The 17,664-nt window shown below is 56.8% G+C and carries 16 protein-coding genes; 8 read left to right on the top strand and 8 right to left on the bottom strand.

Annotated features, from left to right (window positions below; all coding sequences use genetic code 11):
* The 7 genes from EXR70_20790 to EXR70_20760 form a co-directional block, all read left to right on the top strand.
* A partial coding sequence (locus tag EXR70_20790; GenBank protein ID MSP40933.1) for an ABC transporter substrate-binding protein occupies window positions 1-707 on the top strand: 707 nt, incomplete at its 5' end.
* Window positions 708-818: 111 nt separating this feature from the next.
* A complete protein-coding gene (locus tag EXR70_20785; protein MSP40932.1) occupies window positions 819-1,913 on the top strand; it encodes a hypothetical protein in 1,095 nt (364 codons plus the stop codon).
* A 24-nt stretch (window positions 1,914-1,937) separates the two neighbouring features.
* Window positions 1,938-3,110: a hypothetical protein gene (locus EXR70_20780; protein ID MSP40931.1), complete on the top strand. Its 1,173-nt coding sequence runs from the start codon at window positions 1,938-1,940 to the stop codon at window positions 3,108-3,110.
* A 117-nt stretch (window positions 3,111-3,227) separates the two neighbouring features.
* On the top strand, window positions 3,228-4,262 hold the full coding sequence (locus tag EXR70_20775; GenBank protein ID MSP40930.1) for a hypothetical protein: 1,035 nt from the start codon (window positions 3,228-3,230) through the stop codon (window positions 4,260-4,262).
* 217 nt (window positions 4,263-4,479) lie between these two features.
* Window positions 4,480-5,979, top strand: a complete 1,500-nt coding sequence (locus tag EXR70_20770) for a hypothetical protein (GenBank protein ID MSP40929.1) — start codon at window positions 4,480-4,482, stop codon at window positions 5,977-5,979.
* A 313-nt stretch (window positions 5,980-6,292) separates the two neighbouring features.
* Window positions 6,293-7,957, top strand: coding sequence for a hypothetical protein (locus EXR70_20765; GenBank protein ID MSP40928.1), 1,665 nt, complete (start codon window positions 6,293-6,295; stop codon window positions 7,955-7,957).
* Window positions 7,958-8,061: 104 nt separating this feature from the next.
* A complete protein-coding gene (locus EXR70_20760; protein MSP40927.1) occupies window positions 8,062-9,066 on the top strand; it encodes an amidohydrolase in 1,005 nt (334 codons plus the stop codon).
* A gap of 292 nt (window positions 9,067-9,358) precedes the next feature.
* Here the strand turns inward: EXR70_20760 and EXR70_20755 are convergent, their stop codons facing one another.
* The 8 genes from EXR70_20755 to EXR70_20720 form a co-directional block, all read right to left on the bottom strand.
* Window positions 9,359-10,267, bottom strand: a complete 909-nt coding sequence (locus EXR70_20755) for a M28 family peptidase (GenBank protein ID MSP40926.1) — start codon at window positions 10,265-10,267, stop codon at window positions 9,359-9,361.
* Between the two features lie 59 nt (window positions 10,268-10,326).
* The gene (locus EXR70_20750) at window positions 10,327-11,172 is read right to left on the bottom strand and encodes a methyltransferase domain-containing protein (GenBank protein MSP40925.1); all 846 of its coding nucleotides are present in this window, start codon (window positions 11,170-11,172) and stop codon (window positions 10,327-10,329) included.
* On the bottom strand, window positions 11,169-11,993 hold the full coding sequence (locus tag EXR70_20745; GenBank protein ID MSP40924.1) for a class I SAM-dependent methyltransferase: 825 nt from the start codon (window positions 11,991-11,993) through the stop codon (window positions 11,169-11,171). Before EXR70_20745 ends, EXR70_20750 begins: the two co-directional genes overlap by 4 nt.
* A 176-nt stretch (window positions 11,994-12,169) precedes the next feature.
* Window positions 12,170-12,979, bottom strand: coding sequence for a class I SAM-dependent methyltransferase (locus tag EXR70_20740; GenBank protein MSP40923.1), 810 nt, complete (start codon window positions 12,977-12,979; stop codon window positions 12,170-12,172).
* 322 nt (window positions 12,980-13,301) lie between these two features.
* Window positions 13,302-14,390, bottom strand: a complete 1,089-nt coding sequence (locus tag EXR70_20735) for an NAD(P)-dependent oxidoreductase (protein ID MSP40922.1) — start codon at window positions 14,388-14,390, stop codon at window positions 13,302-13,304.
* Window positions 14,260-15,387, bottom strand: coding sequence for an extracellular solute-binding protein (locus tag EXR70_20730; protein ID MSP40921.1), 1,128 nt, complete (start codon window positions 15,385-15,387; stop codon window positions 14,260-14,262). The genes EXR70_20735 and EXR70_20730 overlap by 131 nt, the downstream gene beginning before the upstream one ends.
* A 23-nt stretch (window positions 15,388-15,410) precedes the next feature.
* A complete protein-coding gene (locus EXR70_20725) occupies window positions 15,411-15,791 on the bottom strand; it encodes a hypothetical protein (protein ID MSP40920.1) in 381 nt (126 codons plus the stop codon).
* Between the two features lie 134 nt (window positions 15,792-15,925).
* Window positions 15,926-16,789, bottom strand: coding sequence for a DMT family transporter (locus tag EXR70_20720; protein ID MSP40919.1), 864 nt, complete (start codon window positions 16,787-16,789; stop codon window positions 15,926-15,928).
* A gap of 45 nt (window positions 16,790-16,834) precedes the next feature.
* Between EXR70_20720 and EXR70_20715 the strand changes: the two genes are divergently transcribed.
* Window positions 16,835-17,542, top strand: coding sequence for a hypothetical protein (locus EXR70_20715; GenBank protein ID MSP40918.1), 708 nt, complete (start codon window positions 16,835-16,837; stop codon window positions 17,540-17,542).
* Window positions 17,543-17,664 lie beyond the last annotated feature (122 nt).

Below are 17,664 nucleotides of genomic sequence, written 5' to 3'. Positions count from 1 at the left end.
TCATAGTCGCGACAGGGGCGCCCGCTGCCCTGGCCGCCAAGAACGCTACCAAGACGATTCCTATCGTTTTTACGAGTGGGGGTGATCCGGTTGTGATTGGGCTGATCGATAGCCTGGCGCGGCCGGGCGGGAACCTCACGGGGTTCAGCCAAATGACCTCGGAGTTGGCCGGCAAGCGGCTGGAGTTGCTCAAGGACACCGTTCCCAAGCTCTCCCGCGTCGCGGTGCTGTGGGATCCACGGGCTGCAGGCTCTGCGGACCAATGGAAAGAAAGTCTTCACCCGGCACGGGCACTGGGTCTGCAACTTCATTCCATGGAAGTAAGCAGCGCCGACCAATTGGAGAGCGCGTTCAAAGAAGCCATCAAGGCGCGTAGCGCCGCTCTCTCCGTGACGGGGGCCTCGGTCAACATTTCTAACTACAAACGGATCGCGGATCTGGCGCTAAAACATCGGCTGCCGACGATATCCGTTCGGGGAGAATTTGTCGCCAGCGGCGGGTTGATGTATTACGGACCCGACGAGTCAGAAGTCTACAAGCGCGTCGCTTATCTCATCGACAGAGTCCTGAAGGGAACCAAGCCCGCCGAACTGCCGGTCGAGCGACCGATGGGGTTCGAATTGCATCTCAATCTCAAAACCGCCGACGCGTTAAAGTTGACAATTCCACCGATCGTGCTCATGCGGGTGACGAAGGTGTACAAGTAGGCAATAGGCAGTGGGCAATAGGCAGTAGTAAGATTTTTTGATTGCATTCAGAATCGACTCCACGATATTTCTTACTCGCGCCAGCGACGCTAGATAAGAATGAGGTGATCCGTGACGCGAGGATTTCAACTTTCGTTCAAAGGTCCAAAGGTTCAAACGTTCAACGGTTTCTCGTTGGTATTCTTCATTCTCTCACTTGAACTCTTGAAGCCCTTGAACCTTGAACAAGCATTCGCCCAAGCGAATTTCTACCAAGGCAAAACCATCACGATGATCGTCGGCACCAAGGCCGGCGATGTTTACGATCTGTACCCGCGGCTACTGGCGGAGTATTTGCCGAAGTATATTGCGGGCAGTCCCAATATCATTATTCAGAATGTCGCCGGCGCGGCGTCGCTGATCGCGGCGAACCAAGTTTACAGCATCGCCAAGCCCGACGGATTGACCCTCGGCGCGATCTATCCTGCGCTCTATTTCGATCAACTGGTAAAAAGACCGGAAGTAAAATACGACTGGAATACATTTGCTTGGATCGGCAGCCCGGTCGGTTCGAACCACATGATGTACATGCGCACCGACACGCCGTACAAATCGATCGAGGACGTGCGCGGCGCCGCGACGCCGCCCAAATGCGGCACCTCGGGCACCACGTCGACCGGCTATTACATTCCCAAGCTGCTCGAAGAAGCCATCGGCACTAAATTCGAGATCGTCACCGGCTACCAGGCCGGTCAGGATGTCGATCTCGCCGTCGAGCGCGGCGAAGTGGTCTGCCGCTCTTTCACCATCACCGCCTTTCACGCCCGCGAGCCCTACTTCAGTTGGCGCAAGCGAAACTTCGTGCGCGTGCTCTATCAAACCGGCAACAAGCGCGACGCGCGCTTGAAAGACGTGCCGACAATGTTCGAGCTGATGGATCGCTACAAAACCAGCGAACCGGTGCGCAAGCTCGCCAAGGTGATATTGATCGCCAGCGATCTGGGGCGGCCCATCGTTGCCCCGCCGGGGGTTCCCCCCGACCGTTTGAAGATAATCCGCGAAGCTTTTAACAAGTCGGTTAACGACCCGGCATTCTTAGCGGAGGCGGAACGGCGCAAGCTCGAAATCGATCCATCGACTTGGGATGAGCTTGAACCCTTGGCCAAGGAAGCGATGGCGACGCCGCCTGAAGTCGTCGAACGAATGAAAAAAGTCTTGGGCATGTGATCGCCATAGAAAGGGAGATTCTTCATGACGCATGGAACAATATATCTGTTCAAAAGTTCCCGTCGGCGGGCTCAGGGCCTGAGTTTATCGCGGTTCGGCAGGCTCTCCGCGTCCCGAGCCTGTCGAGGGACGAAGGCAAAGGTTCAAACGTTCAAGGGCATAGGCATCGCAATCTTTTTCGTCCTTGAACTCTTGAACCCCTTGAACCTTGAACGAGTATTCGCCCAAGCGAATTTCTACCAAGGCAAGACCATCCGCATCGTCGTCGGCAACTTGCCCGGCGACACGCACGATCTGTTCGCGCGCGCTTACTCGCGCCATATGGGTAAACATATTCCCAACAATCCGGCGATCATCGTGCAGAACATGCCGGGCGCGGGCGGGATGATCGCGGCCAATCATGTTTACAACATCGCCAAACCCGACGGCTTGACCCTCGGCTCCCCTTCTCCGGCGCTTTATTACGCGCAGCTCATCGGCAGCAAAGAAGCCAAGTTCGATTGGCCGAAATTCAATTTTATCGGCGCGCCGGAGCGCAACGGCCATCTGTTATTTATGCGCGCCGATTCGCCGTACAAGACGCTCGATGATATTCGCAAAGCCAAGGAACCGCCGCGCTGCGCCGCCACTGGCGTCGGCACCAGCGGCCACGATGTGCCGAAGCTTTTCGAGGAGATGGTTGGTTTGAAGTTCAACCTGATCACCGGTTATCCCGGCGGCGCGGAGATGGACCTGGCGATCGAACGCGGCGAAGCGCACTGCCGCGCGATTACCGTGGCGGCGTTTTTCGCCCGCGAACCGTTTATCACCTGGTACAAGAGCGGCGTCGTGCGCGTGCTGTTGCAAACATCCAGGCAGCGAAATCCCAAGATTGCCGACGTGCCGACGCTGTTCGAGTTGATGGAGCAGTATAAAACGCCGGAGATCAAGCGGCGCCAGGTCATCGTTTATCTTGGCGTCGGCGGCTTCGGCGCCTGGCCGATCCTGGCGACGCCGGGAATCCCCGTCGAGCGCGTGAAAATACTGCGCGAAGCCTTTAGCAAAACCATGAAGGACGCCGACTTCCTCGGCGAAGCGAAAAAAGCCGGCTGGGAAATCCGCCCGACCAGCGGCGAAGATTTGCAAGCGCTGGCGAAAGAAGTCATCGAGCAGCCGCCGGAAGTGATCGACTGGCTGAAGAAACTATTAGCGAAGTAGAACGGAGAACAATTCGAGTGATGGAGTGATGGAGTGTTGGAGTGATGCTCCGGAAAATCCGAACCCAATACTCCATCACTCCAGTACTCCAACACTCCAACCAATCTGAGGGACATCATGAATCGCGTCACCTTCGCAGTCGTATTGCTTCTCAGCGCTTTCAGCGCCGACCTCTTCGCCCAGACGCCTTTCTACCAAGGAAAAACCATCCGCGTCATCGTCGGCTATCAAGCCGGCGACTCCCACGACCAGTGGGCGCGCACTTACACGCGTTACTTGGGCAAGTACATGCCAGGCAATCCCAACTTTGTGGTGCAGAACATGCCCGGCGCCGGCGGCATGATCGCCGCCAACTACATCTACAACATCGCCAAGCAAGACGGACTGACCATGGGCACCATCGGCGGCGCGCTTTATTTCGCCCAGCTGATCGGCCGCAACGAAGTGCAATACGATTGGAACAAATTCACCTGGATCGGCACACCTGAGCGGAGCGGCTTTCTGCTCTTCATGCGCACCGACGCGCCGTTCAAAACCATCGACGATCTGCGCGCCACCAACGATCCACCGCGCTGCTCCGCCACCGGCGTCGGCAGCAGCGGCTACGACCTGCCGCGGGTTTTGGAAGATACGCTGGGCATGAAGTTCAAAGTCATCAGCGGCTATCCCGGCGGCGCCGATCAAGATCTGGCGATGGAACGCGGTGAAGTCCAATGCCGCGCCTTTACCATCGACGCGTTCTTCGGCCGCGAACCGTTTCCCACCTGGGTGAAAAAAGGTTTTGTCCGCGTCGTCATGCAGATGGAGCGCAAGCGCCATCCTAAACTATTGGACGTGCCGACGATTTGGGAATTGATGGATCAATACAAAGTGCCGGAAGCGAAACGGCGGCTGGCCACGGTCTATCTCAACAGCGGCCTATTCGGCTCGCGGCCGATCGTCTCGACGCCGGGCCTATCGGCGCAGCAAACGAAAATTCTCCGCGACGCTTATATTAGGACGCTCAAAGATCCCGAGTTCTTGGACGAGATCACCAAGCGTGGCTGGAGCACCGACGCAGTGAGCGGCGAGGAATTACAAGCCCTCGCCAAAGAAGTAACCAGCCAGCCGCCGGAAGTCGTCGCCTGGCTGAAAAAGCTATTGACGAAATAGATGCGCTGCAAAAAAGCTGTTCATGGATAGACGCTCGTTCAAGAGTTCCCTTCGGCGGGCTCAGGGCCTGAGTTTATCGAAGGCAAAAGTTCAAGCGTTCTAAGGTTGTCGGAATTCTTCTCCGTCCTTAAACATTTGCGGTAAATTCAGTTGACCCACATTTCAAGATGCGATAATTAGCAAGCTCCACATGTTAAGATAACTACAGGAGAAAAAAATGCTTGAGGCGGCAATATCCGGCTTTTGGCAAACCGTTGCTTGGCCCGCGTTCGGCTACATGTTGTTGGGCATTATGATCGGCTTCTTCGTCGGCCTACTGCCTGGCATCGGTGGCTTGTCGACTTTGGCGTTGATGCTGCCGTTTTCTTACTCGATCAAAGAGCCGATCGCGGCCTTTGCGTTCTTGCTCGGCATGCTTGCAGTCACCGGAACTACCGGCGACCTCACTTCAATCTTGTTTGGGATTCCCGGGGAGGGATCCTCGGCCGCCTTGATACTCGACGGCTATCCGATGTCAAAAAAAGGCGAAGCCGGCAGAGCCTTGGGAGCGGCGATCATGAGCTCTCTACTGGGCGGGGTAATCGGCGGCCTGTCTTTGGCCCTATCGATTCCTATCATGCGGCCGCTGGTGTTGCTGTTCGGCTCGCCTGAGCTGTTCGTTATCGCGATCATGGGCATTACCTTCATCGGCACACTCGCCGGTCCGTCGTTAATTAAAGGCCTTCTCGCTGGCGGCATGGGCCTGATGTTGGCTGCCATCGGCGTCGACCCTCAAACGGGATCGTTGCGCTACACTTTCGGAACTCTTTACCTGTGGGACCGCCTCGATCTCATCCCGGTGGTCGTGGGCATGTTTGCGATTCCCGAGATCGTCGATCTGGCGGTTCGCGGCACCAGTATCGCCAGCGGCAAGGCGGAAAAACTCAGCGGTGTCATGGAAGGCGTCAAAGACACCTTCCGTCATTGGGCGTTAGTGGTGCGTTGCAGCTTGATCGGCGTCTACTTCGGCGTTCTCCCGGTGCTCGGCGCCAATATCGCCCAATGGATATCCTACGCTCATGCGGTGCAAGGCTTGAAGGATAAGTCGCGCGCTGGAAAGGGCGCGGTCGAAGGCGTCCTGGGCCCCGGCGCGGCGAATAACTCGACGCGCGGAGGAGACCTCGTTCCCACCCTGGCGTTCGGTATCCCCGGCAGCGGCAGCATGGCGTTGTTACTGGGAGCGATGTTGATCGTCGGACTGAACCCTGGGCCGGAAATGCTCAAGTCACGCCTCGATGTCACCTATTCAATGGTCTGGGTGCTGATCATTTCCAACATCATCGTTGCCGGACTTTGTTTCTGCGTCTTGAATCATCTCGCGAAGTTGACCTTCGTCCGCGGCACGCTGTTGATTCCTTTTCTCATGATACTTGTCTTCATCGGGTCGTTTACCGCGAACAACGATCTCGCCGACATCGTGGTCACTCTGATCTTCGGCTTCATAGGCTTCTTCATGATCAGATTCGGTTGGCCACGGCCGCCCCTGGTTCTCGGCCTCACGCTCGGCAAGATCGCCGAGAATTATCTGTGGATTTCCACCGCCGCCTACGGCACCAAATGGCTGCTCTTCCCGACGGTTCTTGGCCTCATCGCGGTGACCATCTTCACAATCGCCTACCCGACGATCAAAGAGCGCATGGGCAAAGCGAAATACGAGCGGCCCGATGACGCGGTCTAAAAGTTTCGAGTTTAGAGTTCCGAGTTCCCGGTTAAGACAATCCCCGGAACTCGGAATCACCCTACCGGCTTAGCGAGATTCAACGTCTAGCGATGATTCGGCAAGTTAATTGCCGTCCGCAATTCCAGATCTGGTTTATCGTTCGAAGCACACGAGCGCGGCTTACAATCACCGGGAGATCTATCATTTCCGATTAACCCGAAACTCGAAACTCGCAACCCGAAACTCGAAACGGCTTCTAAGCAGTTGACAGAAGGCTAAATTCAGTGGGATAAGAAATTATTCTTAACGACCGAATGGAGGAATTCCAATTATGACTCATGACGTAGTCATCAAGAACGGCACAGTGATCGACGGCACCGGCAGCCCGGCGTTTGAAGCCGATGTCGCCATCGACGGCGAAAACATCAGCGCCATCGGCAAAAATGTCGGCGCCGGCAAAAAAGAAATCGACGCCAAGGGCCATGTCGTGGCGCCTGGTTTCATCGACTCGCATACCCACATGGATGCCTTCGTCGTCCAGTATCCCAACGGCAATCCGGTGGTCAACTACGGCGTCACCAGCATCGTCATCGGCGATTGCGGCGCGTCGTGCGCCCCGGTGCCGCCTCTACCCGAGCCGCGCAAAGTTTTGGTCGCCTATTTGCGCCGGGTGCTCGACAAGTACGTCGACGACAAGGACTGGCACTGGAACACCTTCGGTGAATATTTGAATTATCTCGAAGGCAAGATCGCTATCAACTGTCTGCCGCTCATGCCCCACTCGCCGGTGCGTTTGACGGTCATGGGCGAAGCGGCTTATCAGAGAGCTGCGAATCCCGAAGAGCTGCACGCGATGAAAGCGATGGTGCGCGAAGGCATGGAGCTCGGCGCCATCGGCTTCTCCACCAGCCCGCGCGGCGGCCCGGCGATTCACGCCGGCACCCCAAGCACCTTCGCCGAACATAGCGAGATCATCGAACTCGCCAACGTCGCGGCGGAGTACAAAGGATGCTTTCAGTTCAACGGCTTTCAAATGGTGCTCCAGCCGGAATCCGGCGTGCCGGAAATGCTGACCAAGATCAAAACGCTGCAAATCGGCAACGAGTTCCGCGTCCGTCCGGGCGCGAAAGCCGCGGGCATGGAATCGATCAAGTATATGGAAGAGGCGCAGAAGCGCGGCCAGGATATTTACGGCGTGGTGATTCCCTACCAGCATATTCGCCGCTTCAACTTGGACGACTGCTTCCTGTTCAACGGCCTGCCGACTTGGGAAGCGATCAAGAATTCCAGCGATCTCAAAGTTAAGCTCAAGGACAAAGAGACGCGCCGCAAGATCGAGCAAGAGCGCATCGCCTGCCAAGGCAAGTTGGAATTCCCCGAATGGCATGGTTGGGACCGCGTCGTGTTCGAGCACCTGGAAAAACCCGAGCTCAAGAAACTCGAGCAAAAGAACATGGCCGATGTCGCCCGTCTCACCGAAAAACAACCGGTGGACGCGTTCTTCGATATCTGGATCGAAGACAACTTCAACTCGCAGATTCTCTATCATGGATTAGCCAACGCCCATCCCGAGCTGCTGGCGGAAATGATCAAATCCGACACCAGCTTGATCGGCACCGATGTCGGCGCCCACTTGGACCGTTTCTTCTGGCACGGCGCGCCGACGAAAATCCTCGGCTACTGGCGCCGCGAGAAGCATCTCATGAGCCTCGAAGCCGCCGTGCATAAGATCACCGGCTTCCCGGCGAAGAAACTGCGACTCAACCGCGGCTTGCTCAAAGAAGGCATGCCCGCCGACGTGACGATTTTCGACGCCGACAAGATCGACGATCTGGTCAGCGCTAAGCTGCCGGACATGGTCGACGCCGCCGAAGTGAAACGCCATCCACCCGGAATGAAAGCGGTGCTGGTCAATGGCACGACGGTGGTGGAAGACGGCCAGTGCTTGGAAGCCCGCCCCGGCAAAGTGCGCCGCCAGCAACTCTGCATCAACTAACGTAGCGAAGTCCGCGCTTCACTGCTAATCTCTCGCTCTCATCTCACCCTCTCCCTCTGGGAGAGGGCTGGGGTGAGGGCGAATTTTTTACGGACGGAATTCCTATGACCACCCTTAAATCCTGCGCCATCGACATCCATCATCACTACGTGCCGGAAATGCTCCTCGAAGAAGCCAAGAAACGCGGCAAGCATCTCGGCGTCGAACTGATCGAGAAAGACGGCAACCGCTCGCTGTCATTCGCTGGCGGCCCACCGTTTCAACTCCATCCCGAATTGCCGGCGATCGCCGAGCGCTTGAAAATGATGGATGAATCCAAACTCGCCATGGCTGCGCTGGAAGCCCACACCGCGACGCTCGGCTACCGCCTCAGCGGCGAACAAGGTGAAAACTGGTCCAACGTTTACAACGACGGCATCCATGAGCTGATCAAAAAATATCCCAACCGTTTCGTCGGCATGGCCTCTGTGCCGCTGCAAGATCCGGCGCGGGCGGCGAAAGTGTTGGAGCACGCCGTGCGCGATTTGTATTTTCGCGGCGGCTACATCGGCACCAACGTCAACGGCAATTATTACGGCACCCAGGAATACGACCCGTTCTGGGCCAAGGCCGAGGAACTCGACGTGCTCGTGGTCATGCATCCCGAAGATGTCGCCGGCGCCGATAAGATGAATCCCTTCGGACTGAAGTTGATCTGCGGCAATCCCGCCGACAGCGCGCTGTGCTTCGGCTTCATGACTTACAGCGGCGTGTTCGATCGTTTTCCGAATTTGAAACTGTGCATCCTGCACGGCGGCGGCTTCTTTCCCTACCATCTCGGCCGCTTCGACCAAGGCTGGGCAGTGCGCGCCGGACCGCGCGCCGCCAAGGCGCAAATGGCGCCGAGCTCCTATTTGAAAAATATTTATTACGACAACATGATCTACCGCCTCGACACGATCAAATACTTGATCGGCCTGGGCGGCATCGACCACATCATGGTGGGAACGGATTATCCGTACGATCTCGGCGATTGGGACGCGGCGAAGAAAGTCGAACAGCTCGATATTCCCGAAGCCGACAAGATGCTGATGTTGGAAGGCAACGCCAAGCGGCTACTAAAACTGTAAGCGATCTATCGGAATCGATTCACGACATCACAAACGTGGCCATTATTCCGAGACCGAGGTAAGGGCGAAAAATTTTTCGCCCTTACAATAACCCGGTCCACTCTCATTCGAAAATAACCCGCTCATGATTGTCGGATGCGGTGACCAACGGGAACCGCATCGTCGGCAAATCTCACATTGCGATGGGCTTCGCGAACTCAGCACACCCTACGGGTTTCTGAAACATTAACCGGCAAGTTCATTTAACACCCGCCGTAGGTTCCTGCACGGCAGCTGTTCAAAAACCTGCCTTTCAACGCGCCACATAAGCGAACACGCCGTCGATCACCTGGGCCATTTTTGAATAATCGAGGCGCTCCGCCGTGTCCCGGCGGCTGTGATAAGCGTCGTTGCGGTAAAAAGAGCTGTCGGTCACCATCACCGCCGGATATCCAAGCTTCCAGAAATTTACATGGTCGGAAAAATCGACGCCGGGCACCCAAGCCGGCGCATTGATCGAATAGACCGGCAGCTCGCTTACGCCGTTCATCCGCGCCTTCAATCGACGTGCTTGATCTGAAAATACTCGATCGACGACGATGATGAAGTTTCCCGTCGACGGATAGAAAAGTTTGAGCAAGGAAAATGGAAAACCCTGGCTGTCTGGCCGATCCGTGAAGTAACCGATCATTTCCAGTGAGATCATCAGTTTGACCGAAGCGCCGTCATTGCGAAGCGAGTGGGCGTGCACGGCGCTGCCCATGCTTTCGCTGCCGAACAGCGGCGGCTCTTCCAGCGTATACGCGGCCAACACCACATTGGTGGTAAGTTTCGTCTGACCGAGCAACCGTCCAAGCTCCAACAGTCCCGCCACGCCGCTGGCGTTATCGTCGGCACCCGGTTGATCTCCCGCGGTGTCATAGTGGGCACCGATCACCACGACCTCGCCGGTTTCGGAGCCGTATTCTGCCAACACGTTTTTGTAGGTGAGATGGTCGACGGTAAATTCTTGATAACGGACTCGCGCCCCGAACGATTTAAATTCGCCGGCCAGGTAGTCCGCGAGCTTCGCCAAATTTTCCGGATGATCGACATCCCGAGGCGCGAATCTTTGGGAAAGAGTCTCGACGTGACGTCGCAGGGTTGCCGGGTTGGGGCCGAATGCACGTTTGGCCCCATCGGTTTTGCTCAACGTTGGCCGCGCGATGGCGATCCAGAGCATGAAGATGCTGGCACCGCCGAGCAGTAATAGGTAGAGCAATGATTTGAACAACTGAGTGATTACTTTTCGCGCCGGCTAGCGCGAAACCTGCTGTCTACTCCAGCCGTGCGTGCGAAACCTTCCATGACCTCGCCCTCGACCCGGCCGGTGAATTGAATTTTACCGGCGCGGAAGTTGATCTGATCGCCGCGCAAGCGCCCGGCGATGGGAAATGTGCCGTCGCTATTTTTCAAGCTGCCGCTGAAAGTTTGGTAAACTTGTTTGAGCGTCAGTTCGCCCTGCGCCAGTTTCCACACGCCATTCACCTTGGCCGGTACGTACCACAGGCGCGCCGTGCAAAACTTTTCGCAGCCGCTGACATCGGTGGCGATCTCGTCGGGATTCCAATCGCCGATGGCAAACGTATTGGCGACGACTCGCGTGCCGGGTTTGAGATCCAACAGTCTCGGCCGGAGCCGGCGGTTCATTTCCGGCAAGAGAAACAAAACCACCACCGTGGCTTTGGAAAAGTCGGCGACAAACACGTCGCCGCGTTCGAAGCTGGTCTTATCGCTGACCCCGGCTTTGCGCGCTTGCTGTTTGGAGTAATCGACTAAATCAGGATCGTATTCGATGCCATGGCCATGGGCGCCCCGTTTGGCGGCGGCGATGACGTTGCGGCCGTCGCCCGAGCCGAGATCGACGACGTAATCGCTCGGCATCACGCCCGCCATGTCGAGCATCTTTTGCACCATCGCGTCCGGGTTGCCTACCCAGACGACATCCTTGCCGAGCTGCCCCGACTTGGGTACGTAGTCCGACTGGGCCGCGTGGGAGGAACCAGCAAAGAGCGCGAGGCTTGTCAGCAATGACAGAATTGTTAATGAAGACTTCAATGACGCGATAGGCAATTGCACAACGCTCAATTGCTCGCCCGCCGCTCTTGCCAACTGCCAAAGCCGAGGACCGAACCGGTCATGGTATCGCCGTTCACCTTGCCGCCATATTCCTTGCCGCCGGCGCTGAAAGTTATCTGCTCGCCGCGCATGCGGCCGGTAATCGGCGTCGTGCCGGCACCGGTTTTCAGCGTGCCAGTGAGCATTTGATAGGACTGCTTCAAGATCAGCTCGCCGTCCGCTAACTTCCACGTTCCTTCAACCTTGGCCGGCACGATCCAAAACAGCGCGGTGCACCAACTGAAACAATCCTTGTCGACGCTGCTAGTTTCATCCGGCGACCACTCACCCATGGTGAAAGTATTCGAAAGGATGCGCGTCCCCGGTTTGAGCACGAGCAAGCGTGGCCGCAATTTTAAATTTATTTCCGGCAAGAGAAACATGGTGATCACGCTCGCCTGAGAAAAATCGCTCTCGTACAAATCGGCTTTGGCGAAGGTCGCTTTGTCGCTCACGCCTTCGCTGGCGGCATTGCGTTTGGACAACTCCACCATGTCAGGATTGTATTCGATGCCGTGGGCGCGCATGCCGCGCTTGGCCGCGGTGATGACCGTGCGGCCGTCGCCAGAACCGAGATCCATGACGTAGTCGCTCGGCGTCGCCTTGGCCATGTCGAGCATCATGTCGACCAGCGCCTGCGGCGTCGGCACCCAAACGACATCTTTCCCCGCCTGGCCGACCCGCGGTTGAAATTCCTGCTTCGCCGGTTGCGCCAGCGCCGGCGCGCCCATCGCAAGCAACGCGAGCAGAGCGAGCAAAATATATCGAGATGATTTTCGTAGTACTTTCATTTTTTGTTCCGTGTCGAAACCAACATTGCGGCCGTTCTGATTGCGGTTGAAGTCCTATTCACCGCGGAGGCACAGAGTTCGCAGAGTCCGGACCCATTGCTAATCAAACTCTCTTTACTCCGCGTGCTCTGCGCCTCTGCGGTGAATCACAGGGAAGCTTAAAGAACCCACGTTATCTACTTGCTCGCCCGAGTCGCTTTCCAACCCCCGCCGCTGCTAACCGTCCCTTCCATGGCGCCGCCGCTCACTTTGGCGGAATACTGCGCGCCGCCGGCGCTGAACGTGATCTGATCGCCGTTGAGTTTGCCGTTGGCGATCTGCGTCGTGTTAGTGCCGCGTTTGAGCGAGCCGGTGATCATTTGATAAGTCTGCTTCAACGCCAGTTCACCGTCGCCCAACTGCCAGCTGCCTTCGACCTTCGCCGGCACGATCCACAGATAAGCCGTGCAATATGAAACGCAGCCATCCTTGGCGCTGACGGTTTCATCCGCCGTCCAATCGCCCATGGTGAACGAGTTGGAAACGATCCGGGTGCCCGCTTTGAGATTTAAAATCTTCGGCCGCAGTTTGATGTTGATGTCCGGCAAGAGAAACATGGTGATCACCGTCGCCTGGGAAAAATCGCTCTCGAACAAATCCGCCTTGGCGAAATTAGCCTTGGCGCTGACGCCTTCCTTGTCCGCGTTGCGTTTGGAGAGCTCGACCATGTCTGGATTGTATTCGATACCGAGTGCCTTAGCGCCGCGCTTGGCCGCGGTGATGACGGTCCGGCCGTCACCCGAACCCAAGTCGATGACGTAATCGTTGGCCGTCACTTTGCCCATGTCGAGCATGCGGTCGACCAACGTCTGCGGCGTCGGCACCCAAATCACATCTTTGCCTTCCTGGCCGACCTGCGGTTGGAAGTCTTGTGCTGAGGCCGCCTGTGCTGCGGCAAACAAAGATGCCAACAATATTCGCGAAAGAAAAATACATTTTGGTTTCATGAGATTCTCCGTTGGTTAAAATTTGCTGAGAGATGACTTTGAAACTCGCACGGGTCGGGAGAAATATCTAGCGCTCAGAGCAGAATTCCGGTTCCGTCATTCCCGCGACGGCGGAATTTAATGTTTCTTTCGGGGATGGCTGAAATCCCTCACCTTAGAAGCGAAGAAAGGTTTTGTCATGCCGGCGAAGGCCGGCATTCATCTCCACTTTTGCCGCAGTGCCAAAACAATCCTGGATTGCGGCCTTCGCCGGCATGACGGAACGAAGAGTCGACTTCCAGTCGAAGAATTCAGATCCCCTCGGCTTAAAGCCGAGGATTGTTCAGTCTTCCAACCAAACCACGCTCGGTTTACGCTCCGACGGAGCTTTCTTTTTACCATCCGTAATCGCGCCGCTCAGATCGACGTGGGTTAGCAGCTCATACAGCTTACCCATCGCCGCCGGGCTATTGAAACGCTTGAAGCCCGCCGCGCGCCCCATCTCTTGGATCTGGTTCGCCATCGACGCCAGCGGCATGGGGATTTCCAACTTGGCGGCGCTGTTCAAGGCTTGGCGAAAATCTTTGTAGCTGTTGCTGAGCGCGCCGCCGTCGTTGTTGTCGCGCTTCATGAACTCTTCCATGCGACCCGCCGACGGTTGCGAGCCGGTGGTTTGCAATAACTTAAGAAAAAGTTTCGGATCGGCGCCCTGGGCGATCAGCCACGAACAGATCTCGGCGCTAATGATGTTGTTGGTGGTGGCGTATAAGATGATCGCGATCTTAAACGCCTTGGGCATCCACGGCTCGGGCAGACAGATGATCGTCTGGGCGATGGCGTTCAAAACTTTCGCCGCCGGCTCGATCTTCGCCTTGGCCCCGCCGATGACGATGGAAAACAAACCTTTGGGAATAACGATCGCCGGCGCGCCGCTGGCGTGAATCGTGCCGCCGACAAAGATCGCCTGCTTTTCGCTCAGCCGCTCCTCCAACTCGCGGGCGCAGTCGGGATCGGTGCCGCTCAAATCGATCAGCGTCTGGCCGCTGGTAAGCGCGCTCAGCGCGCCGTTGTCGCCGAGCACCGCTTGTTTCACTTCCACCGACGACGGCAGCAAAGTAATCGTGAAATCGCGCACCGCCGCCGCCGCCGTGCTCGCCCGCCGCGCACCCTGCTTTTCGGCCTCGTCCACCGCGGCATTGTCGATATCGAACACGGTCAATTCAAAACCGGCGCCGAGAATGCGCTGCGCCATGGGCCGACCGGCGTTGCCGAGGCCGATTAGACCGACTGTCGCTGCCATTTTAGTCCTTACCTGCCTTCTTGAACGCCGCGTCGACGATTTTGTGCAGCCCCTTGCGTCCTTCCATGCCGTTATACTTGGACGAGTTGAGCATGAAATAGTTGACGCCCTTGCGCGGCACGTCGTCGGCATCGAGATCGTTCTTGGAAATATCGACGCGCAAGGAATTGACCTCGGTGTATTTCTGCCACGCGCTCTGCCCTTCCTTGGACAGGATCCAATTGACGAATAATTTGGTCGCGTTCGGGTGCGGTCCTTTGCCGATCACCGACATGCAGCAGCTACCGCCGCCCATGATGTCGCCCTCTTTCATCGGATTGGGCATCAGGTCCACCGGCAATCCTTGCCTCTTGGCTTTCATCACCGGCTGGCCGCTGCCGATCTGAAACGCAACTTTGCCCTGAGCCAACCAGTCGGTGCCCTGCTGCAAGTCGCGGGTGATGAGAATGTCGGTCTCGCTGAGAATCCGCGTGATAAATTTCTCGCCCAATGCCGGCGTGTAATAAAAAAATAAAAACGTCTCGCCACCGCCGCCGGCCACGCGCGGATCGAAGGTCACCAGCTTGCCTTTCCACTTGGGCTGGAGCAGATCCCACCAGGACTGAATCTCCTTGGGATCGAGGAGCTTGGTATTGTACGAGCCGCGCCGGGTGCCGATCTCGCCCGAGATAATCAGCGCGGCGTTATTCTGCGGATCGGCGAAATAGAGTTTGCCGTCGAACCAGTTCGCCAAATCAAGAACCTCCGGCATAATCAGCAACGGTTTCAACGGCGCCAAAGTCCCCGGTGCGAAGGACGCGTAGGTCGACGAACCACCCATCAAAAGATCGGCGAGATATTTTCCGGCGCGCCGCTCGGCGACGATGCGCTGAGCATGTTCCGAACCTTTGCCCGGCACGAAGTTGAATTTTATTTCCGGAAAATTTTTTTGAAACAGCGCCCAGACATTTTGATAGGCCGGATTATGCGGCCCATAAATCGCCACCTCGCCCTCTTTCTTGCCCGCCTCGACAGTCTGTTCCCACGCTTTCTTCCAATCGGATTGGGCTGACGCAGCCCGCGGAAGTACGAGCAACGTCAACACAGCCAGCACAGCAAATTTACTCAAGCCTCGCGCCACAAGCCTCATGCCTTTCCCCCTATTGCCTGCTTCTACTTATGTGACCGCATCTCCGCCGCCGAAAACGGTCCCGCGCCCATGACCTGATGCACTTCCCATTCGAGCAGCTCGAAGGAACAAAAGCCCGCAGCCGTGTACGGGTCGCCGACGGCGATTTGCGCCGCCGCTTCTTTCGAAGCCGCGCGAATCACGTAGACACCGTACTTACGATCCGTCGTCGGCCCCGAAAATAAAATCGTGCCAGCGTCATGCTGCTTCTTCATCCAGGCCAAATGCTGATCCAGCGTCACCGTCCATTGCTCGCGCGGCTTGGCCGCCTGGCGTAAAACTATATACCACATGCTGGTCTCCCCTTTTCGATAATCGATATGCTCGATGCGTCGGGCTGTCAAGTTATTACGACGCCATTTCATGGGCAGTGTGATTAAAGCCCGCTTGTGTCAAAAGCGAATCCTTCCACGAGTGTCATCCCGAGCGAAGCGAGGGATCTCGACTTGAATATAACTTACGAAGTCGCAAAGCTGCGACGAAGTGCAGGCTGACAAGTCTAGCGCCCCAGCGCGATGGCGATCGTCCCCGCGACCACTGCAACCGTGCCGAGGATCGTGATCATCGTGATTTTTTCCTTACCGCGCAAGAAAATCAGCGAGATGATCAAACTAAACAATGGCGTGGTCGCAACGATCGGCGAGACGATCACCACCCGGCCCGTAGTCAAAGCCACTAACGTCAGCAACGCGCCCAACGCCTCGAAAAATCCCGACAGAAAAAAATACCACACGCCCTTGGCGTGCCACTTCAAATTACGATCACCGCGAGTCCAAAGCGTGTAAGGCAAGGTGCCGAGCAACGAGACAATCGCCACGACGAAGCTAAAAAACACCGGCGCATTGGTGATCGTCAGGCCGTAGCGGCGCAGCGGAAAGGCGATGCCGGCAAGCAAGCCGGCAAGAGTGGAAAACAGCACATGCCACCAGCGATAACTCGGCGCCGCCGTTTCGGGTTTCCAGGAGATCATGACGACGCCGACCACCACCAGAAAAGTTCCAAACAGAATAGCCAACCCGGCACGCTCGCCCATCAGCGCGATGGCGATCATCGCGCTCCACAGCGGATAACTGTTGCGCAGCGGCTGGCTGCGCGACGTGCCGATCTTTTGCAGTCCGATGAAAGTCAGCAGACTGATGACCGTCTGCATGACGCCAAGCAAAATAAAAATCCAAAGCGCGCGCGCGGCGAACGCAGGAATCCCACCAGCGAAAACCAGCGCCACGCCAAGCGTCAACGTCCGCGCCGCCAACGACACCAACGTCGCCGTCAACGGCGTCGACACGCGCAAACCGAGCCAGCCGTAAACGGCAAACAAAGCAAAGGCGATGGAGGCGCAAAGGGCGACGAGTTCGGAGTTCATGAAAAATTTGGCAAAGGGGATTTAACCGGTGTATAAGACAAAGCGGTGCCAGTCAAAGGAATCATTCCCCAAACCGACCACTACTATAGCAACGACATCGCCATGCCGGCGGGCTACGCGCCCCAGGACACCATCGGCTTTCTGCGCCAGGACTCCGGCAGCGACGCGGTGGCGCTCAAGCGTTTTTACAGAAGCTCCACCGGCCGCCACTATTACTCGACGACAACCGACCAGCCCTCGGGCTACAGCGACGACGGCACCATCGGCTATCTCGACACCAGCTCCGGCACCGGACTCACCGCGCTCTATCGCCACTACAACTCCGGCAGCGGCGATTATCTGCTTAGCACTTCATCCACGCCGCCCAACGGCTACACACTCCAGGCCACTCTCGGCTATCTCCAGAGCGGCAACAGCAGCACCAACAACTTGGTCGCCTATATCCGTAACCCCATCGCCCAGGTAGTCCAGGAAAAAACCCAGAACGTCACTTACAGTTACAATTACGACAACGCCCACCGGGTGACCAGCGTCACCGACAGCCGCGACTACTCCGTCTTCGCTTCGCTCAGAATTTCAAATCACAAATTTCAGATGGCAAATTATTCGCTCCATAATTGTCTCCGAGAATTTGGAATCTGGAATCCGGAATCTGGAATCGCGCGGCGCGCCAGCTACAGCTTCGATCCGCTGGGAAATAGAAGCACGAAGACAGCCGGAAGCACTGTGATTGGGGTCAGGCCTGAGTATTGACTTAATGTGATCCCTCTTGCTAGATTCGCTCCATCGCGCGCAAACTTAGAGTCGAGTTTGACGGGGCGTTTTATCATGTGATCGGATTGTCTGATTGGGGTTAGGCCTGGGCAAACGACCAA

It is taken from the genome of Deltaproteobacteria bacterium (assembly GCA_009692615.1).
In the GTDB taxonomy this organism is placed as follows: Bacteria; Desulfobacterota; Binatia; order UBA9968; family UBA9968; genus DP-20.
The sequence above is the reverse complement of the archived record's forward strand: the minus strand, read 5'-3'. Positions and strand labels throughout refer to the sequence as shown.